Source organism: Streptomyces sp. NPDC059850 (assembly GCF_042731515.1).
Taxonomy (GTDB): domain Bacteria; phylum Actinomycetota; class Actinomycetes; order Streptomycetales; family Streptomycetaceae; genus Streptomyces.
Genome location: NZ_JBHWJI010000014.1, coordinates 177,593 through 193,808 on the forward strand (window position 1 = coordinate 177,593; position 16,216 = coordinate 193,808).

The following is a 16,216-nucleotide window of genomic DNA, read 5'->3' on the forward strand; positions in this document are numbered from 1 at the left end:
GCCCGCGCCGCGTTCACTCATTGTCCGATCGTGAGCATCAAGCGGAAGTTCCCGTTCCGCGCACTGCCGCACGCCGGACGGATTGCCCCGGCCCGGCCTCCTTGCCAGGCTGTCCCCATGCCCACCACCTCCCTGTCCGAGCTGGTCGAAGAGTTGCTCGACGGCTGCCGCCCACTCCCCATCGTCTCCGCCGGTCTCCCCGTCCTGCGGCAGGCCGCGCTCCCCTACGACGGCCAGCTGTCCGGCGGCCAGCTGGACCGGCTGCTGACGGCGATGCGCGAGACGATGCACAACGCGCCGGGCGTGGGGCTGGCCGCTCCGCAGATCGGCGTGCCGCTGCGGCTCGCCGTGATCGAGGACCCGGCCGAGGTGGCGGCCGAGGTGCGCGAGGCGCGCGGCCGGGTGCCGCAGCCGTACCGGGTGCTGGTGAATCCGTCGTACGAACCGGTCGGCGACGCCCGGGCCGGGTTCTTCGAGGGGTGTCTGAGCGTCCCCGGCTGGCAGGCCGTGGTCAGCCGCCCCGAGCGGATCCGGCTGCGCGGGCAGGACGAGACGGGGCGTGAACTGGACGAGGAGTTCACCGGATGGCCCGCCCGGATCGTCCAGCACGAGACGGACCATCTGGACGGTGTGCTCTATCTGGATCTGGCCGAAACCCGCTCCCTCTCGTCCGCACAGGCCGTCGCCGACCACTGGTCACAGCCCACCCCGGCCGCCGCGGCCCGGGCACTGGGCTTCCCGCTCCCCGGGGACCAGGGGCCTCATGGACGCCAGCACCCCCACAGCGCCCCATAACACCTCGCCGACCGACCTGTGGCATGTTTTCGTCATCGGCTGGCAGTCGTCGAATCACCACGCGGACACTGTGCCGTTCGGAGCCGGAGCAACAGTGGTGGCATCACCGCTCCTGACGGTCCCCTGAACGGAGAACAGGAATGTCCGTGCTCACGACGTCCCCGGCTGCGGCCTCCACGAGCTCGTACGTCACCTCCATCGCCCATACCGAGGAGCAGATCCACGCCGCGCAGCGACTGCGCTACCAGGTGTTCGGCGAAGAGCGGGGAGGGGTGCTGAACACCCCCTTCCCCGGCCGTGACGTGGACGAGTTCGACGACGTCATGGACCACCTGATCGTCACCGACACCGCGACGGACACCGTGGTCGGCACCTACCGGCTGCTGCCTCCCGGGCGCAGCGAGCGGCTCTACTCGGACACCGAGTTCGATCTGCGGGGGCTCCCCGAGGAGGTGCGCTCCTCGATGGTCGAGGCGGGGCGCGCCTGTGTGCACCCCGACCACCGCTCCGGCGCGGTCATCAACCTGATGTGGGCCGGTCTCGCCCGCTACGTCCTGCTGTCCGGCCACCGCTACCTCGCGGGCTGCGCCTCGGTCCCGCTCGGCGAGGGCGAGCAGGCCGCGGCGAACGCCTGGCTGCTGGGCACCAGCAAGCACGCCGCCCCGCCCGAGCTGCGGGTCCACCCGCTCGACCCGTGGGTTCCGACGCAGACCCTGGACGCCCAGCCCGGCTACTCCGAACTGCCGCCGCTGCTCCGCGGCTATCTGCGGGTCGGCGCCTGGATGTGCGGCTCCCCGCAGCACGACCGCGCCTTCAACGACGCCGACTTCTTCGTCCTGCTGGACACGGAGCGGATGAACGACCGCTACCGCCGCTACTTCCTCGGCGATTCCCAGTGACCCTGCCGGTGAGCGTCAACGCGAACGTTCCGGCGCACGCGTGGGCGGCCTGGTCCCCCTGCTCCCCCAGCTGTGTGTCGCACGCGGCGGAACGGCTGCCCACCACCCGGATCGCCCGCCGTTACGCGGCGTTCAGCCGGGCGATCATGGGCGCGCTCCTCCGGGGCGAGCGCATCGCCGACCCGGAGGCGCTGCGTTCGACCGCCGCGGCGATGCTGGACGCGCTGGACATCCGGCTGGACGTGGCGGGCGACCGCACCCTCAGCGCATCGGGCGGGACCGGCACGCTGGTGGTGGCGAACCACATCTCCTGGCTCGACATCATCGCGCTGCTCGCCGTCGAGCCGGTGGTCATGCTGGCCAAGCGGGAGGTGGGCGCCTGGCCGGTGGTCGGTCCGCTGGCGAAGCGGGCGGGCACGATGTTCATCGACCGCGGCTCCCTGCGCCAACTCCCCCACAGCGTAGGGGAGATGGCGGACCTGCTGCGGTCCGGTCAGTCGGTGATGGTCTTCCCGCAGGGCGTCACCTGGTGCGCCGGGACGGGCGGCAGCTTCCGGCGGGCCACCTTCCAGGCGGCGCTCGACGCGGGCGCCCCGGTGCGGCCGGTGTCGCTGGACTACGTCCAGCACGGCGCACCGACCACGGTGGCCGCCTTCGTCGGCGAGGACGACTTCAGCAGCTCGCTGCGCCGGGTGGCCAGCGCCACCGGGCTCACGGTGCGGGTACGTACGCACCGGCCGCTGCGCCCCGCGCCCGGGACCGACGACCGGCGCGCCCTGGCCGCCCGGGCGCAGGCGACGGTGTGCGGTGCGCGGCTGTCCGTTCACGAAGAACAGATAACAGCTGACAGATGACAGGTATCAGCTGACAGATGACGTACGGTGTCCGGCCCCGCGCCGGACACCGTACGTACTCAGTTCCGCTCCGTGCCCTCGGTGTGCGGGATCCGCTCGGCGGGGATCACGCCGAGGCGGCCGCTCTGGAAGTCCTCGACCGCCTGGGCGATCTCGGCCTTGGTGTTCATCACGAACGGGCCGTAGTGCGCGACGGGTTCACGGATCGGCTGGCCGCCGAGGATCAGCACGTCGAGGTTGGGCGTGCGGTTGTCCGGCCGCTCGGTGGCGGCGACGCTCAGGGAGCCGCCCTGGCCGAAGACGGCCAGCTCGTGCGCGTCCAGCGGGCGCTGTTCCGCGCCGACCGTGCCGCGTCCGGACAGGGAGTAGACGAGCGCGTTGAAGTCGGGGCGCCAGGGCAGATCGAGCCGGGCGCCCGGGCCGAGGGTGGCGTGGATCATGGTGATCGGGGTGAAGGTGCCGCCCGGCCCCTGGTGTCCGGCCACGTCACCGGCGATGACGCGCACCAGCGCCCCGCCGTCCGGCGAGGAGAGCAACGCGGCCTCAGGACCCTCGATGGACTGGTACTGCGGCGGGTTCCACTTGTTGGCGCGGGGCAGGTTCACCCACAGCTGGATGCCGTGGAAGAGGCCACCGGAGACCACCAGGTGCTCCGGGGGCGTCTCGATGTGCAGGATGCCGCCACCGGCGGTCATCCACTGGGTGGCACCGTCGGCGATCAGCCCTCCCCCGCCGTTGGAGTCCTGGTGTTCCATCTGGCCGTCGATGATGTAGGTGACGGTCTCGAAGCCGCGGTGCGGATGCCAGGGGGTGCCCTTGGGCTCGCCCGGCGCGTACTCCACCTCGCCCATCTGGTCCATGTGGATGAACGGGTCGAGATCGCGCAGCGAGGCCCCGGCGAAGGCCCGGTGGACCGGGAAGCCCTCCCCCTCGAAGCCGCGCGGGGCGCCCGTCACCGAGCGGACCGGGCGCGGCGGCGCGGTCTGCGGATCGGGGGCGGGGACGTGGGGCAGCCGCACGGTGCTCTCGACGGTGACGGCGGGCATGGCGCTCTCCTCCCTGCGGGTGCTCGGCGGCCGGTCGGCCACCGATGTCTTGTTGAACGCTAAACCATTCGGTCGCATTCCCGCATCCGGGCAATGACCGGGAAGGCGCTGAACAACCGCTTCCGCTCGTCCGTACCCCTGGGGGTGAGGTACGCACCGGAAGCGAGAGGGAGCCTGATGGAAGCTTCACCCCACCCGGTCAGAACGCGGCGCCGCCCCGGGCGGCGCATGGCGCCGGTGCTGGCGGTGGCGAGCGTGCTGCTGGCCACCGGCTGCGGCGGCAGCGGCGGTTCTGCGGACGCCAACGCGGGCGGCAAGGGCGGCAAAGGTGCGACGGCGCGGCCGGGCGGCGGCGAGTCGAGCGCCGCGCCCAAGCCCGCGCGGGTGGAGCAGCTGGCGAAATCGGCTGGCTGTAAACCGGAGTTCACGACCGAGGTGGACGACTACCGGCAGGCGGTCTGCACGAACTCCAAGGGGAAGTTCCTCTTCCTCGACTTCATCAGCATGAAGGCGCAGCGCGACTGGCTGGAGACCGCGCAGATGTACGGCGGGGTCTATCTGGTCGGCAACCGCTGGGCGCTGTCCTCGTCCCCGACGAAGAACATGAAGACGCTCCGGGGCGAGTTCGGCGGCACCATCGAGGAGAGCGGCGCGTTCGGCTCCTCCCCGGGCGCCGCCTCCTCATCGGGTGCGGCACCGTCCTCGCCCGGCACCGGCTAACCGCTCACACGGCGGCGAGCGCCCGGAGCGTCGCCGCCTCCCTCGGCAGCAGCCGTTCGTCGTCCCCGGGGACGAACTCCAGCAGCACGTCCAGCGGCGCCGCGCCCTCGGTGCTCAGCCGCTCGAACGCGCGGCGCCACAGCGGGGCGCGCGCGGTCAGCGGCAGCCGGGTGGTGCCCGGCCACCAGGAGAAGGCGTGGACGGCGGCGACCCAGCCACCGAGCACATCGAGCCCGGTCAGCGCCTCCGCGTCGGGCAGGTCGACCGGCGGCTGCCAGTAGGTGCGCACCCCGGGGCGGTCCACCTCGTCGAGCAGGCGGAGGGTGTGGGCGGCGCCGTCGGTGAGCGTGTTGCGGTGGAACTCGTAGGCGAGTTCCACGCCCGCGTCCGCCGCGAGCGCCGCAGCGCGCCGGGTGTCCTCGACCACCACCCGGCGCTGTTCCGGCGGTGTCGCGTCGGTGCCCGTGACGCCCGCCCAGATCCGCACCCGGGGCGCGCCGAGGGCCACGGCCGAGCGCAGCACGGCGTCGAACTCCCCCGGGTCGGTGTGCCCGGCGCGGTAGTACGAGCCGTACGAGGCGACCGCGAGCCCCGCGTCCACGGTGGCCTCGCGCACCGCCCGCGCCACGGTCGTATCGCCTGGGGGCACATGGACGTCGCCGCCCCACTCGACGCACTCCAGACCCGCCCCCGCCACGGCGGAGATCACACCCGCCGGGTCGAGGTGGCGAAGGGTGACCGAGCAGATGCCCAACCGGCTCACGCGGTCTCCTCCGTCACGGTGGGAGCGGTGCTCGCGTCGCCGAAGTCCACGACGGTCCGTGCGCCGTCCGGCCAGCGCACGGTGACGGTGTATCCGGCGGCCTCGGCGGTGGCGAGCCCGGTGAGCGGGGCCGGGCCGGGCTCGCCGGTGAGCGAGGCGAGCGCGGCGAAGAGGGTGCCGTCCGGGCCCTCGCCGACGCTGCCGGTCAGCTCGGGTACCAGGGCCCAGGTCCCGTACGCGGTGCCCCGGGGCGCCCGTACCGTACGGGAGGTGTCCCAGCCGTGCAGGGCGAGCAGCTGGCCGGTGACCTCCGCCCCGGCGAGGGTGACTTCGGGGGCGCCGTCGGTCGCGTCGGTCTCGGTGGCCGTGCCCGGGGGCAGCGCGACGGCCCAGCCGGTGTGGTGGACCGCCGTCCCGGCCGGGATGTTGACGGTGCGGTGGACCCGCAGTTCGAGCCTGCCGCGCACCAGGGTCAGGCTGTCGAGGCGCGCCGCGGGCAGGACGGGGCCGCCGGGCGGGAAGAGCGGGATGTGCGAGGAGGCCAGCCAGCCGGGGCCCGAGGCGAGCGGTTCGATGCGCAGCCGGTCGCTGCGCACACCGCGCATCCGGAGCGCGATGTGGTTGTCGGGGATGTTGTCGGCGCTGGTGGGGCCGGTGCGGGTGGAGTAGGCGAGCCGCCCGTAGAGGGGTTCGGCCGGTGGCCGCTCCGCCTCCCAGGGGCGCACCTTGCAGCTGCCGTGGTTGTGCAGCCGCACCAGCCCGTCACTCGCGGTGGTCTGGACGAGCAGCCCGGGGGCGGGCAGCGCGAGCGCCCGGTCGGGCCCCTCGGCCGGGGCGGCCTCCTCGGGGGCGGTCCATACGGGGTGGTCGGCCGGGAGCAGCAGGCCGAGGAAACCCTTCGACGCCCAGTAGGGCGAGGCGGGTCCGGAGTAGCGCTGCACGGTCGGCAGGTGCGGCCCGTACCAGCCGAGGCCGAGGATGCCATCCGTCGTGAGCGCGCCTCGGTCGAGGAAGTGGCGGAGCGCGCCACTGAGCAGGCGGCGGGTGGTGCCGGGCGCGAACGGGGTGTGGCCGGTGAGCCCGCCGAGCGCCACGGCGGCTCCGGCGGCGAAGCGGTAGGTGAGGGAGCGCCCGTGGTGGATGGGGGCGCCGTTCGCGTCGAAGAGCAGCCCGAAACCGTCGAGGAATTCCTCCAGCCGGGGGCCGAGCCGGTCCAGCAGGGCTTGGTCCCCGGCCAGGTGGGCGTGGAGCAGCGGATACATGTGCAGCGCCCAGCCGTTGTAGTGGTCGAAGGCGCGTCCGTCGCCGTCGGAGTACCAGCCCTGCCCCTGGTACCAGCCGTCGAGCAGGCCGAGCGCGCGGTCGATGGCGCGGGTCGTCTCCGCGTCGCCCCGGCCGGCGGATTCGAGGAAACCGGCGACGGTGAGCTGGAAGAGGTACCAGTTGTTGGGCGCGGGCGCGTGGCGCAGCGCGCCGCGCAGCCACTCCTCGGTGCGGTCCCGGGCGTCCGGGGTCAGGGCCTCCCAGGTCCACGGCGCGGTCAGGCGCAGCCCGAGCGCGATGGAGGCGGACTCCACCATGGGCTGGCCCTGCACCCCGTGGTGTCCGATCAGCGGCCAGGATTCGGCGTCGTCGCGCCCGGGGGTGCGGGTGCCGCGGTCGATGCCCTCGGTGTAGCGCTCCAGGAAGCCCTGCGGGTCCTTGCCGTGGTCGCCCGCCGCGCGGAACGCGGCGAGCAGGAAGGTGCGGGCGAACCCTTCGAGCCCGTCGGAGCGGACCCCGGACTGGGACGGCGGCCCCGGCAGGTCGAGCAGCGCGTGGTGGGGGGTGGCGAAGCGGAGCGCGGCCCGCAGCAGTCCGTCGGCGGCGGCTTCCCAGTGGGCGCGGGTGTATCCGGTGTGCGGGCTGAGGGAGCGGTCGTCTTCGGGGAGGTCGAGTACGAACATGTGGGGGTGTGTCTCCTTGTCCGGTGCGTCCGGGGCGGCCGTGTCGCGGGGGCGGTTACGCGGAGCGGTCCAGCCGTTCGTGGAGGACGGGATGCGCGAAGTCCCGGCCCGCCACGTAGTTCTCGACCTCGCCGATCGCGAGGTCGGCCAGCCGCCGCAGCTCACCGCTCTTCGACCCGGCGATATGCGGCGTGAGGAGCACGTTGTCGCAGGTGTACAGCGGCGACTCGGCAGGCAGGACCTCCGGCACGGTGACGTCGAGGACCGCGTGGATACGGCCCGCCACCACCTCGTCGGTCAGCGCCGCCTGGTCCAGCACCGCGCCCCGCGCCGTGTTGATCAGGGTGGCGCCGTCCGGCATGGCGGCCAGCAGCTCCCGGCTGACCAGGCCGTGGGTGGCGGGCAGCAGAGGGGTGTGCACGCTGACGACGTCGCTGGTGGCGAACAGTTCCCGCAGGCCCACCTGGCGTACGCCGAGGTCCCGGGCGTCCGGCGCCGTGACGTACGGGTCGTACAGCTGGACGTCGAGGTCGTACGGCTCCAGCAGCGCGATCACCCGGCGGCCGATCTCCGAGGCGCTGAGGATGCCGATCGTCCTGCGGTAGTTGCCCGCCCGCGGGTAGCGTGCGCTCCAGTCGATGGCGTTCCGTTCGGCGCGGTAGTCGCGGGCCATGTCGAGGACGCGCTTGTTGGAGAGCAGGATCATGGCGAGGGTGAATTCCGCGACGGGTACGGCGTTGGCCGCGGCCGCCGAGGAGACCGCGATGCCGCGCTCCCAGCAGGCGTCGGTGATGTGGTGGCGTACCGTCCCGGCGGTGTGGACGACGGCGCGGAGCCGGGGCGCGGCGGCCAGGGCGCGGCCGTCCAGCGGCGGGCAGCCCCAGCCGGTGACGAGGAGTTCGGCGTCGGCGAGGGCGCGGCGCGCGGCGGGGGTGGTGAAGTCGTCGAGGACGACGTCCGGATCGAGGTCGAGGAGCGTGGTGAGCCGGTCCAGCGCGCCGGAGCCGAGCACCTGGCGGGCGGTGCGCTCCGTCATGGCCAGGGCGGCGCGCGGGCGGGGGCCGGACGGCGGCCGCGACGGCGGGGGTTGCTGCGGTGCGATCACTTGACACTCCCTGCGGTCAGTCCGGACTTCCAGTAGCGCTGCAGCATCACGAACGCCACGATCAGCGGTACGACGGCGAGCAGCGAGCCGATGACGACCAGCGGGTAGTACTCGGGCGAGACGGTCGCGGAGCTGTTCCAGGTGTAGAGGCCGAGGCTCAGCGGATACAAGTGCTGGTCGGACAGCATCACCATGGGCAGGAAGAAGTTGTTCCAGATGGCCGTGAGCTGGAACAGGAAGACGGTCACGAAGCCGGGGCCGAGCATGCGCAGGCTGACCCGCACATAGGTCTGCAGCTCCCCCGCGCCGTCGACCCGGGACGCCTCCAGCACCTCGTTCGGTACGTAGCCGCTGCTGAGCAGGCGGGCCAGGTACACGCCGAAGGGGTTGAAGAGGACGGGGATGAAGACCGCCCAGAAGGTGTTCACCATGCCGATGCCGGAGGCCACCAGGTACAGCGGCAGGGCGAGGACGGTCGGCGGCACCATGACGCCCGTGAGGACGAGGGCGAACAGCTTCTCCTTGTGCCGGAACTCGTACTTGTCGAACGCGTAGCCCGCGGCGACGCTGATCAGCGAACCGGTCAGGGCGCCGACGACCGCGTACAGCAGGCTGTTGACGTACCACTCGCCGTACAGCCCGCCGTCCATGGAGAACAGGTCGGAGAGATTGCTGGCGAGGGAGAAGTCGCCGAAGGAGAGGATGTCGCTGCCGAAGAGGGCGTCGGCGTTCTTGGTGGACGCCAGCACCAGCCACAGGGCGGGCAGCATGGTGTAGAGGGCCGCGATCAGGACGACGGCGTTGGCCACACCGCGGCTGGTCAGCCGGGACCGGCCGCCGGATCTGGGAGTGCGCAGGGGGCTGGTCGGGGTGGTCGTGGTCATCGCGCGCTCCGTTCCCGGCGGCCCGACCAGCGCGTCACGGCGTACGACAGGGCGCAGGTGACGACGAGCAGGATGACCGAGGCCGCGGAGGCGAGTCCGTAGTTGTTGCGGCGGAAGGCCGCGTCATAGATGTACATGTTGGGGGTGAAGCGGGAGTTGACCATCGGGGTGGCCTGGTTCATCAGCATGGGCTCGGTGAACAGCTGCAACGCGCCGATCAGGGAGAACATGCACACCATCACCAAGGACCCCCGGATGATGGGCACCTTGACCTGGAGCGCGGTGCGGATGCCGCCCGCTCCGTCGATGGTCGCGGCCTCGAGCACCTCGCGCGGCAGCGCCTGGAGCGCCGCATAGAAGATGATCATGTTGTAGCCGAGGCCGCTCCACAGGGCGATGTTGACGATCGACGGGAGCACGGTGTGCAGCCCGAGGAAGTCGATGGTGATGTCGGCCTGGCCGAAGAGCTTGATGATCGGGCTGAGCCCGGGGGTGTAGAGGTACAGCCAGAGGATGGCCGCGATGATGCCGGGGACGGCGTGCGGCAAGTAGAGCAGCATCTGCGCGGTACGCCGCAGCCGCACCAGGCCCGAGTCGAGCAGCAGGGCGACCGCGAGCGCGCTGAGGACCACGAGGGGGACGAAGATCACGCAGTACAGGGCGATGGTGCCGAACCCGGTGAGGAAGCTCGGGTCCTGGAGCACCGCGAGATAGCTGCGCAGTCCGGTGAAGACGGTACGCCCGCCGCCGAAGCCGAGCCCTTCGTGGTCCTCGGCGAAGAAGCTGAGGTAGATGGCGTAGCCGACGGGGACCAGGAACACGGCGACGAGCAGGGCCGTGAACGGGGTCAGCAGGACGGCGGCGGCGATCCGCTGCTGGCGCCGTCCGGCTCTGGAGGGTGGTTCGGCGGCGGCCGCCGGTGGCGGCGCCGTCGGTTTCGGGGAGATGACGGTACTCACGGGATACCTCGGCTCACGGTGAAAGGGGAAGCCACTGACGTCGCGGAGTCACAGGGGGGGTTCAGCGCTCGGTGACCGACAGGCCGAGGCTCTTCAGATCGGGCATCGTCTTGCTCTGGGCCTCGCGCAGGGCCTCCAGGACGCTGCCGCTGCCGACACCGGCCTTGGCGAGGCCGTCGTCACCGGAGGTGGTCGTCGACACCATCCGCGGTCCCCACTTCCAGGTGGGCGAGATCAGCTTGGCCTGCTCACCGAAGAGGCCGAAGATGTCCTGCCCGGAGAAGTAGCTGGTGTCCATCTCCTTACGCGCCACCGGGAGCAGACTCGGCACGGACGGGAAGGCGCTGCTGACACCGCTGGAGAGCTTGGCGCGCAGGGCGTCGGGGCTGGTGACCATCCAGGAGATGAACTCCATGGCCTCCTTGGGATGGTTGCTGTCCTTCGTGACCATGAAGGTCGAACCGCCCTGGGTGCTCACCTTCGGCTTGGCCGCGTCCCACTGCGGCACCGGCGCGATGGCCCACTTGCCCTTGCCGTCGGGGGTGGACGCCATCATCGAGCCCGCGGCCCAGGCGCCCGCCAGATAACCGGCCGTCTCACCGCTGCGCAGATGGGCCCGCCACTGCTGGCTGGACCCGGGCTCCACGCGCACCAGGTCGTCGTCCATCAGACCCTGCCAGTAGTCCGCGACCTTGCGGGTGGGGGCGTCGTCCATGGACACGCGCCAGGTGTCGCCGGAGGTGTCGTACCACTGGCCCCCGGCCTGCCAGGCGTACGCGGCCATGTAGAGGGTGCCGCCGGTGGTGAAGAGGCTGGCGATACGGGACTTGGGCTGGGCCTGCTTGAGCTTGCGGGCCGAACTCTCGAACTCCGCCCAGGTCTTGGGGACCGGGATGTGGTTCTTGGTGAAGATGTCCTTGCGGTACAGGAACACCATCGGCTCGATGTCCACCGGTACGGCGTAGGTGCGCCCGTCGAAGGTGGTGAGGTCCAGCGCCTGCGGCAGGATCTTGCTCCGCACCGAGTCGGGCAGCAGCTTGCTGATGTCCCGGGGGACCCCGTCGATCGTGAAGCCGGGCAGCTGGGGGTATTCGATGGTGGCGACGTCGGGGGCGTTGCCCGCGCGTGCGGCGTTGCTGAGCTTGGCCCAGCCGCCCTGCTCCCCCGAGGGCACCTGCGCGAAGTCGACCTTGATGTCCTTGTGGGTGCGGTTGAACTCGTCCACCACTTCCTGGCTGCCGCGCAGCGCGGACCAGAAGGTGAGGCGGACGGGGCCGTCCTTGGCGGTGTTCGCTCCGCCACCGGAACAGCCCGCCAGCAGGAGGGCGAGAAGTGTGAGCAGTGCCGTCTTTCGTCTGTGACCGGGCATGGTCCTCCCCTGTGCGCGGTGGAGCGGTGGAGTCAGGGGGAATCCTGATCGCTTGACGGAAATACCGTCAATACATCGAACAGAAGAAACCTAAGCGGTCAAACGCTCAGACGGGCTCGCTCAGGAGAGGGGAGTGGTCGAATCCCTGATCACCAGACCGGGCAGCAGCTCCAGGTGGCGCGCGGCGCCCGGCCACCGGCCCTCCCGGGCGTGGTCGAGCTGCCGGAGCAGCAGCCCGAGGGCGGCCCGGCCGACCTCCGCCTTGGGCGGGGCGACGGCGGTGAGCGCGATCTGGCCCATGTCGGCCACCACGTCGTTGTACGCGACCACCGAACAGTCGCGCGGCACCTCGACCCCGGCCTCCCGCAGCCGCTGGATCAGCACCAGCGCGTCCATGTCGCTGTGGATGAGCGCCGCGGTGGCCCCGGTCCGGCGCAGCGTCTCCGCCAGGTCGACCGCCCTCGGATCGGGGACGCGCGGATCGGGGCCAGCGGTGCGCGAGCTGAGGATGGCCGTACAGCCCTCGCCCAGCCCCCGGGCGCCCGTCTGGGCGGCGAACTCCGACCGGATCACCCGGGCCGTCGGGCTGTCGTCGCGCGCGGCCAGCACGATGCGCCGGTGGCCGAGGGAGGTCAGATGGCCGAGCGCCAGATGCACCCCGTACGCGTGGTCCGAGCGCACGCAGTCCAGCCCGTAGAGGGAGCTGCCGCGCTCGGGGCGGCGCTCCAGCAGCACCACAGGGACGTCCAGGGCGCGCAGCCAGGAGTGGTCCCGCGCCGCCTCGGCCGCCGTGCGCCAGTGCGGCGAGAGCAGCAGTCCGCGCGCACCGGCCTCCAGCGCCGAGCGCGCCGCGGTGCGCTCGGCGTCGTACTCGTCGGCCGCGATGTGCAGCGCGAGCCGCAGCCCGGCCTTCTCGGCGGCCTCCCGGGCCGCCTGCACGGCCTCGGTCAGATAGGTGTTGCGCTCCGGGACGACCATGCCGACGGTGTCGCCGGTGGCGGTGGACTCCTCGGCCATCGGCTGCAGCGAGCGCGCCACCCCGTGGCCGCGGCGCACTTCGCCGCGGCGGGCCAGCTCCTCGACGTCCCGCCGTACGGTGACGACGGAAACCCCCAGCTCATCCGAGAGATCGGTGATCCGCACGGACCCCCGGGACTCCACCAAGCCCGCGATCCGCGCCTGCCGCTTCCGCGCCGGCTCCCGCATGTCCTACCGCCGATCGGCTTTCGTTATCCACTGAACAACGCCATAGTAGCGATCATTCGATCAGTGGCAGCGGGGACATCCGCACACCGGCGCCATCACGCACCGGTCGGGGCGTTGTCGGGGAAGCCATCAGGGGGATAGCGGCGCATCAGCCACTCGGCCTGCACCTCCAGAACGCGTTGCTTGCGCCGTCCGGAGCGGACCATCAGGATCAGCGCCGCTTCCAGGAAGACGAAGAAGACGGCGGGCACCAGCAGCACGGGCTTGCCGGTCAGTATCAGCTGCACCACCAGCCAGATGGCGATGAACGGCACCACCGCCATGGCCGGGACCAGCCTGACCACGTTGCGCTCCCGCTCGATCATCTCGGCATGGTTCCGGGCGGCGCGGGCGCTGCGGCCGTGGAAGGCCGGATGCCGGGCGGCCACCTCGAAGGGGGTGCCGGGCGGCACCGCCTCGCGCCGCGCCCCGGCGTCCTCGTCCGGTATGAAGACGCGGTAGCGGAGCGACTTGGAGCCCCGGGTGCGCTGGTGGCGGTAGCCGTACGCGGTGGCCAGCTGGACCGCCTGGTCGGGGCGGAGTTCGGTGGCGCAGATGTCCACCTCGGCCCGCCCGTCGAAGAGATGGGCGTAGTGGCCGGGCAACTCCTGGCGCGCCTGGGCCACCCGCTTCGACAACATCTCTCGCACCGCGGCCACGTCCCACCTCTTGCTGCGCCCTGTACGACCGGCTGACCCGGCCCACGCTACCTGCGCCACGGGTGGGCCGTATCGGCAGGTCAGGGAGACCGCGGGACTACGCGGCGTCAGGTCCTCCGGGGGGCCGCCCGCCCCGGTTCTCTCCCCTATAACGGCTCGCCCCCATATAGGGGACAGAACTGGGTCCGGAAACGAGGCGCAGAGAGGGGAGAGAACCCGGGGCAGGGCCCGCTTCGCCGTCACCGTACGGAGGCAGACCCCGGCCGCCCGGGAGCAGCCGGACCACCGCGGCGCCCGTCCCCTCCGCGGCGGGCTCGTGGGGCGCGGGCTCCCGCCGCACCGGGGTCCGGTCCCAGGCCGATGGCAGCGGCCGCGGTGTCCGCGCGGGACGGTTTCCCGGGACGGTCCGCGAAACACTGGTCACCGGCGTCGGGTTCATCGCGGTCGCTCGCACGGCTCGGGCCCTTCCTGTCGTGGTGATGACGAGGGGTTCTCCCTGCCGTACGTACGGCCGCCGCGCTGTACTCAACGCCGCGGAAAAAAACTTTGAACGGCACGGATTTACCGGCCATTTCGGCGCGATCCGGGTGCAATCCGATGCCCCCAACGCGCGGGCGCGGAGAGTAGCAACAAGAAGAGATCTCTGTCCCGGCTTTATTCACTAGTGATGAGGTCTCCACGACCGTGCCACACCAGGCACTAGCGTCCGGTGTCACTCCGAAGCAAGGAGGGCGCTGTGCGATCAGCAATCCTGAGCAGATCCAAGGCATCCAGCCGTACTGTGGGCAGCGGGCTCATCATTGGTGCGCTCGCCGTGACGCTTGCGGCAATCCTCATCCCCGTGAGCCTGTTCAGTTCGAGCAGCGCCGCGGTACTCCCCAACGGCGTCGCGGACGACGGCGGAGGAACGGTCAGTACGCAGTACGGACCCCTCACGCCGACCGACCGGGACTTCGTACGCAAAGTCAAACTCGCCGGGCTCTGGGAACTTCCCTCTGGACGCATGGGCAAGGAGCGCGGCACCACAGCAGCCGTCAAGACCGCGGGCCAGCACCTCATCGACGGCCATACCGAACTCGACCGCCGTACCAACGAGACCGCCCAGGCCCTGGGCGTCAGCCTGCCCACCCAGCCCAACGACCAGCAGCAGGGCTGGCTGAACGAGATGTCCCAGGCACCGAGCAGCGCTGAATTCGAGCGTTTGTTCGCGCAATTCCTGCGCAGTGCCCACGGGAAGGTGTTCAATCTGGTGGCGCAGGTACGGGCTCAGAGCAAGAACTCCATGGTCAGGTCTCTGGCCACCAGGGCCAACACCATCGTTCTCGACCACATCACGGTCCTCGAGGACACCGGGCTTGTCGACTACGACGCCCTCTAACGACTAAGTGAAGTGATCTCATGAGGCAACAGACCCACAAGCGCGGGCGGTTCAAGAACAAAACGGTCGCCATCGTCGCCGCACTGGCACTGGGCGGCGGCGGGGCCGCGATCATTACCGCCAACGCCTCAGCCAGCGGTGACAAGAACGCTTCCGCTCAAGATGGGGCCGTATCAGCCAAATCAGCGGGCGGGACGATCAGCTGCCCCGACGTGAGCCAGAAGCTGAGCGATGTGCCGAAGGGTTCCCAGGCCCAGGTCGCCAAGGGCCTCGGAGAGCTGGACAACCAGGTGGCCACCGCCTACCAGCAGATGAACAAGGGCCAGGCTTCCGGCGACGCCGTGCTGAGCAAGCTCAACGACCAGCGCCAGCAGACGCTCAATCAGATGAGCCAGGCGATGGGCCAGGGCGGCGGCCAGAACCAGATGCAGGGCATGGCCGAGTGCCAGATGCAGCCGGTCGCGCAGCAGGCGGGCCAGCAGGGCCAGCAGGACGGTCAGCAGCAGGGCCAGCAGGGCGACCAGCAGCAGGGTCAGCAGGGCGGTGACCAGCAGCAAGGTGGCGACCAGCAGCAAGGTGGCGACCAGCAGCAGGGCGGTGACCAGGGCGGCGAGCAGGCCGGTGGCGAGGGCGCCAACGAGGTGCCCGGCAACGCCGGCGGCCAGGCGGGCAACGGCCCGGCGCAGAACGACTTCGTCGACATCACCCAGGTGCAGCCGAACGTCCAGGACGCGCCGCAGGCCCAGGAGGGCGGCTCGACCGGTACCTTCACCTCCGAGTGCGGCGTCGGCGAGGCGGGCCTGCGCAACAGCGACAACGTCATCGTCGCCCCGGGTGTGACCAACGGCGCCCACCACATGCACGACTACGTGGGCAACGACGCCAACGACGCGTTCGCCAACAACCAGACCTTCGAGCAGGCCGGAACCTCCTGCGCCAACGGCGACAAGTCGACCTACTACTGGCCCGTGGTCCGTCTCCAGGACGGCAAGGACGAGGCGGACGCCAACGAGCTGGGCGGTGGCCAGGAAGGCAACGTCGGCACGATCCTGACCCCCAAGGCCTCCAAGATCGAGTTCAAGGGCAACGCCCAGAGCAAGGTCGAGGCGATGCCGAAGTTTCTCCGGATCATCACCGGTGACGCCAAGGCCTTCACCAACGGTGATGCGAACGCCAACGCCGCCTGGAGCTGCAGTGGCTTCGAGGACCGTCAGCTGACGGACAAGTACCCGCTCTGCCCCGAGGGCAGCGACCTGCTGCGCGTCTTCGACTTCCAGGGCTGCTGGGACGGCCAGAACGCGGACAGCGCCAACCACCGTGACCACGTGGCCAACGCCAACGAAGACGGTTCATGCCCGGACGGCTTCAAGGCCATCCCGCAGCTGGTGAACACCATCAGCTACGAGAACCCGGGTGACACCCCGTTCGCCGTGGACGGCTTCCCCGAGCAGTTGCACAAGCCCATCACCGATCACGATGACTTCATCAACGTGATGCCGGATGACCTGATGAGCAAGGCTGTTGACTGCATCAACAACGGCCAGCAGTGCACCTGATGGGTGACGAACACCAGGCGCGCGCCGGCCCCCAGGCC

Annotated in this window: 15 protein-coding genes; 6 read left to right on the forward strand and 9 right to left on the reverse strand. The window is 71.0% G+C overall.

What is annotated here, in order from left to right; translation table 11 throughout:
- Nucleotides 1-117: 117 nt before the first annotated feature.
- From ACFV9T_RS14450 to ACFV9T_RS14460, 3 genes are all read left to right on the forward strand, one after another.
- The gene (locus ACFV9T_RS14450) at nt 118-795 is read left to right on the forward strand and encodes a peptide deformylase (RefSeq protein WP_385439887.1); all 678 of its coding nucleotides are present in this window, start codon (nt 118-120) and stop codon (nt 793-795) included.
- A 140-nt stretch (nt 796-935) separates the two neighbouring features.
- On the forward strand, nt 936-1,694 hold the full coding sequence (locus ACFV9T_RS14455) for a GNAT family N-acetyltransferase (protein WP_385439889.1): 759 nt from the start codon (nt 936-938) through the stop codon (nt 1,692-1,694).
- A gap of 8 nt (nt 1,695-1,702) precedes the next feature.
- A complete protein-coding gene (locus ACFV9T_RS14460) occupies nt 1,703-2,548 on the forward strand; it encodes a lysophospholipid acyltransferase family protein (RefSeq protein ID WP_385439891.1) in 846 nt (281 codons plus the stop codon).
- A gap of 59 nt (nt 2,549-2,607) precedes the next feature.
- On the opposite strand, the gene ACFV9T_RS14465 is transcribed toward ACFV9T_RS14460, so the two are convergent.
- Entirely contained in the window at nt 2,608-3,594 is a 987-nt protein-coding gene (locus tag ACFV9T_RS14465; RefSeq protein WP_385439893.1) for a pirin family protein, read from the reverse strand.
- Between the two features lie 177 nt (nt 3,595-3,771).
- On the opposite strand from ACFV9T_RS14465, the gene ACFV9T_RS14470 reads away from it, so the two are divergent.
- The gene (locus ACFV9T_RS14470) at nt 3,772-4,314 is read left to right on the forward strand and encodes a hypothetical protein (protein ID WP_385439895.1); all 543 of its coding nucleotides are present in this window, start codon (nt 3,772-3,774) and stop codon (nt 4,312-4,314) included.
- A 4-nt stretch (nt 4,315-4,318) separates the two neighbouring features.
- On the opposite strand, the gene ACFV9T_RS14475 is transcribed toward ACFV9T_RS14470, so the two are convergent.
- The 8 genes from ACFV9T_RS14475 to ACFV9T_RS14510 form a co-directional block, all read right to left on the reverse strand.
- Nucleotides 4,319-5,077, reverse strand: a complete 759-nt coding sequence (locus ACFV9T_RS14475; protein ID WP_385439897.1) for a sugar phosphate isomerase/epimerase family protein — start codon at nt 5,075-5,077, stop codon at nt 4,319-4,321.
- On the reverse strand, nt 5,074-7,023 hold the full coding sequence (locus ACFV9T_RS14480) for a DUF2264 domain-containing protein (RefSeq protein ID WP_385439898.1): 1,950 nt from the start codon (nt 7,021-7,023) through the stop codon (nt 5,074-5,076). The genes ACFV9T_RS14475 and ACFV9T_RS14480 overlap by 4 nt, the downstream gene beginning before the upstream one ends.
- A gap of 55 nt (nt 7,024-7,078) precedes the next feature.
- Nucleotides 7,079-8,059 (reverse strand): hydroxyacid dehydrogenase, encoded by a 981-nt coding sequence (locus ACFV9T_RS14485; protein WP_385439929.1) that lies wholly within the window; start codon nt 8,057-8,059, stop codon nt 7,079-7,081.
- Between the two features lie 65 nt (nt 8,060-8,124).
- The gene (locus tag ACFV9T_RS14490; protein ID WP_385439901.1) at nt 8,125-9,012 is read right to left on the reverse strand and encodes a carbohydrate ABC transporter permease; all 888 of its coding nucleotides are present in this window, start codon (nt 9,010-9,012) and stop codon (nt 8,125-8,127) included.
- Nucleotides 9,009-9,971: a carbohydrate ABC transporter permease gene (locus tag ACFV9T_RS14495; protein ID WP_385439903.1), complete on the reverse strand. Its 963-nt coding sequence runs from the start codon at nt 9,969-9,971 to the stop codon at nt 9,009-9,011. Before ACFV9T_RS14495 ends, ACFV9T_RS14490 begins: the two co-directional genes overlap by 4 nt.
- Nucleotides 9,972-10,032: 61 nt before the next feature.
- Complete coding sequence (locus ACFV9T_RS14500) at nt 10,033-11,340, reverse strand: ABC transporter substrate-binding protein (protein ID WP_385439906.1); 1,308 nt, start codon at nt 11,338-11,340, stop codon at nt 10,033-10,035.
- Between the two features lie 120 nt (nt 11,341-11,460).
- Nucleotides 11,461-12,546: a LacI family DNA-binding transcriptional regulator gene (locus ACFV9T_RS14505; protein WP_385439909.1), complete on the reverse strand. Its 1,086-nt coding sequence runs from the start codon at nt 12,544-12,546 to the stop codon at nt 11,461-11,463.
- A 95-nt stretch (nt 12,547-12,641) separates the two neighbouring features.
- Nucleotides 12,642-13,244: a hypothetical protein gene (locus tag ACFV9T_RS14510; protein WP_385439912.1), complete on the reverse strand. Its 603-nt coding sequence runs from the start codon at nt 13,242-13,244 to the stop codon at nt 12,642-12,644.
- A gap of 736 nt (nt 13,245-13,980) precedes the next feature.
- Here ACFV9T_RS14510 and ACFV9T_RS14515 point away from each other — a divergent pair.
- Together ACFV9T_RS14515 and ACFV9T_RS14520 are read left to right on the forward strand one after the other, a co-directional pair.
- Complete coding sequence (locus ACFV9T_RS14515) at nt 13,981-14,622, forward strand: DUF4142 domain-containing protein (protein ID WP_385439913.1); 642 nt, start codon at nt 13,981-13,983, stop codon at nt 14,620-14,622.
- A 20-nt stretch (nt 14,623-14,642) separates the two neighbouring features.
- Nucleotides 14,643-16,178, forward strand: a complete 1,536-nt coding sequence (locus ACFV9T_RS14520; RefSeq protein ID WP_385439915.1) for a DUF1996 domain-containing protein — start codon at nt 14,643-14,645, stop codon at nt 16,176-16,178.
- Nucleotides 16,179-16,216: the final 38 nt, after the last annotated feature.

What these genes read in the sequence shown, in the direction of transcription:
- ACFV9T_RS14470 (WP_385439895.1), top strand. Translation starts at nt 3,772, where the DNA reads ATGGAAGCTTCACCCCACCCGGTCAGAACGCGGCGCCGCCCCGGGCGG.
- ACFV9T_RS14490 (WP_385439901.1), bottom strand. Translation starts at nt 9,012, where the DNA reads ATGACCACGACCACCCCGACCAGCCCCCTGCGCACTCCCAGATCCGGC.
- ACFV9T_RS14520 (WP_385439915.1), top strand. Translation starts at nt 14,643, where the DNA reads ATGAGGCAACAGACCCACAAGCGCGGGCGGTTCAAGAACAAAACGGTC.
- ACFV9T_RS14505 (WP_385439909.1), bottom strand. Translation starts at nt 12,546, where the DNA reads ATGCGGGAGCCGGCGCGGAAGCGGCAGGCGCGGATCGCGGGCTTGGTG.
- ACFV9T_RS14480 (WP_385439898.1), bottom strand. Translation starts at nt 7,023, where the DNA reads ATGTTCGTACTCGACCTCCCCGAAGACGACCGCTCCCTCAGCCCGCAC.
- ACFV9T_RS14450 (WP_385439887.1), top strand. Translation starts at nt 118, where the DNA reads ATGCCCACCACCTCCCTGTCCGAGCTGGTCGAAGAGTTGCTCGACGGC.
- ACFV9T_RS14500 (WP_385439906.1), bottom strand. Translation starts at nt 11,340, where the DNA reads ATGCCCGGTCACAGACGAAAGACGGCACTGCTCACACTTCTCGCCCTC.
- ACFV9T_RS14455 (WP_385439889.1), top strand. Translation starts at nt 936, where the DNA reads ATGTCCGTGCTCACGACGTCCCCGGCTGCGGCCTCCACGAGCTCGTAC.
- ACFV9T_RS14465 (WP_385439893.1), bottom strand. Translation starts at nt 3,594, where the DNA reads ATGCCCGCCGTCACCGTCGAGAGCACCGTGCGGCTGCCCCACGTCCCC.
- ACFV9T_RS14485 (WP_385439929.1), bottom strand. Translation starts at nt 8,059, where the DNA reads ATGACGGAGCGCACCGCCCGCCAGGTGCTCGGCTCCGGCGCGCTGGAC.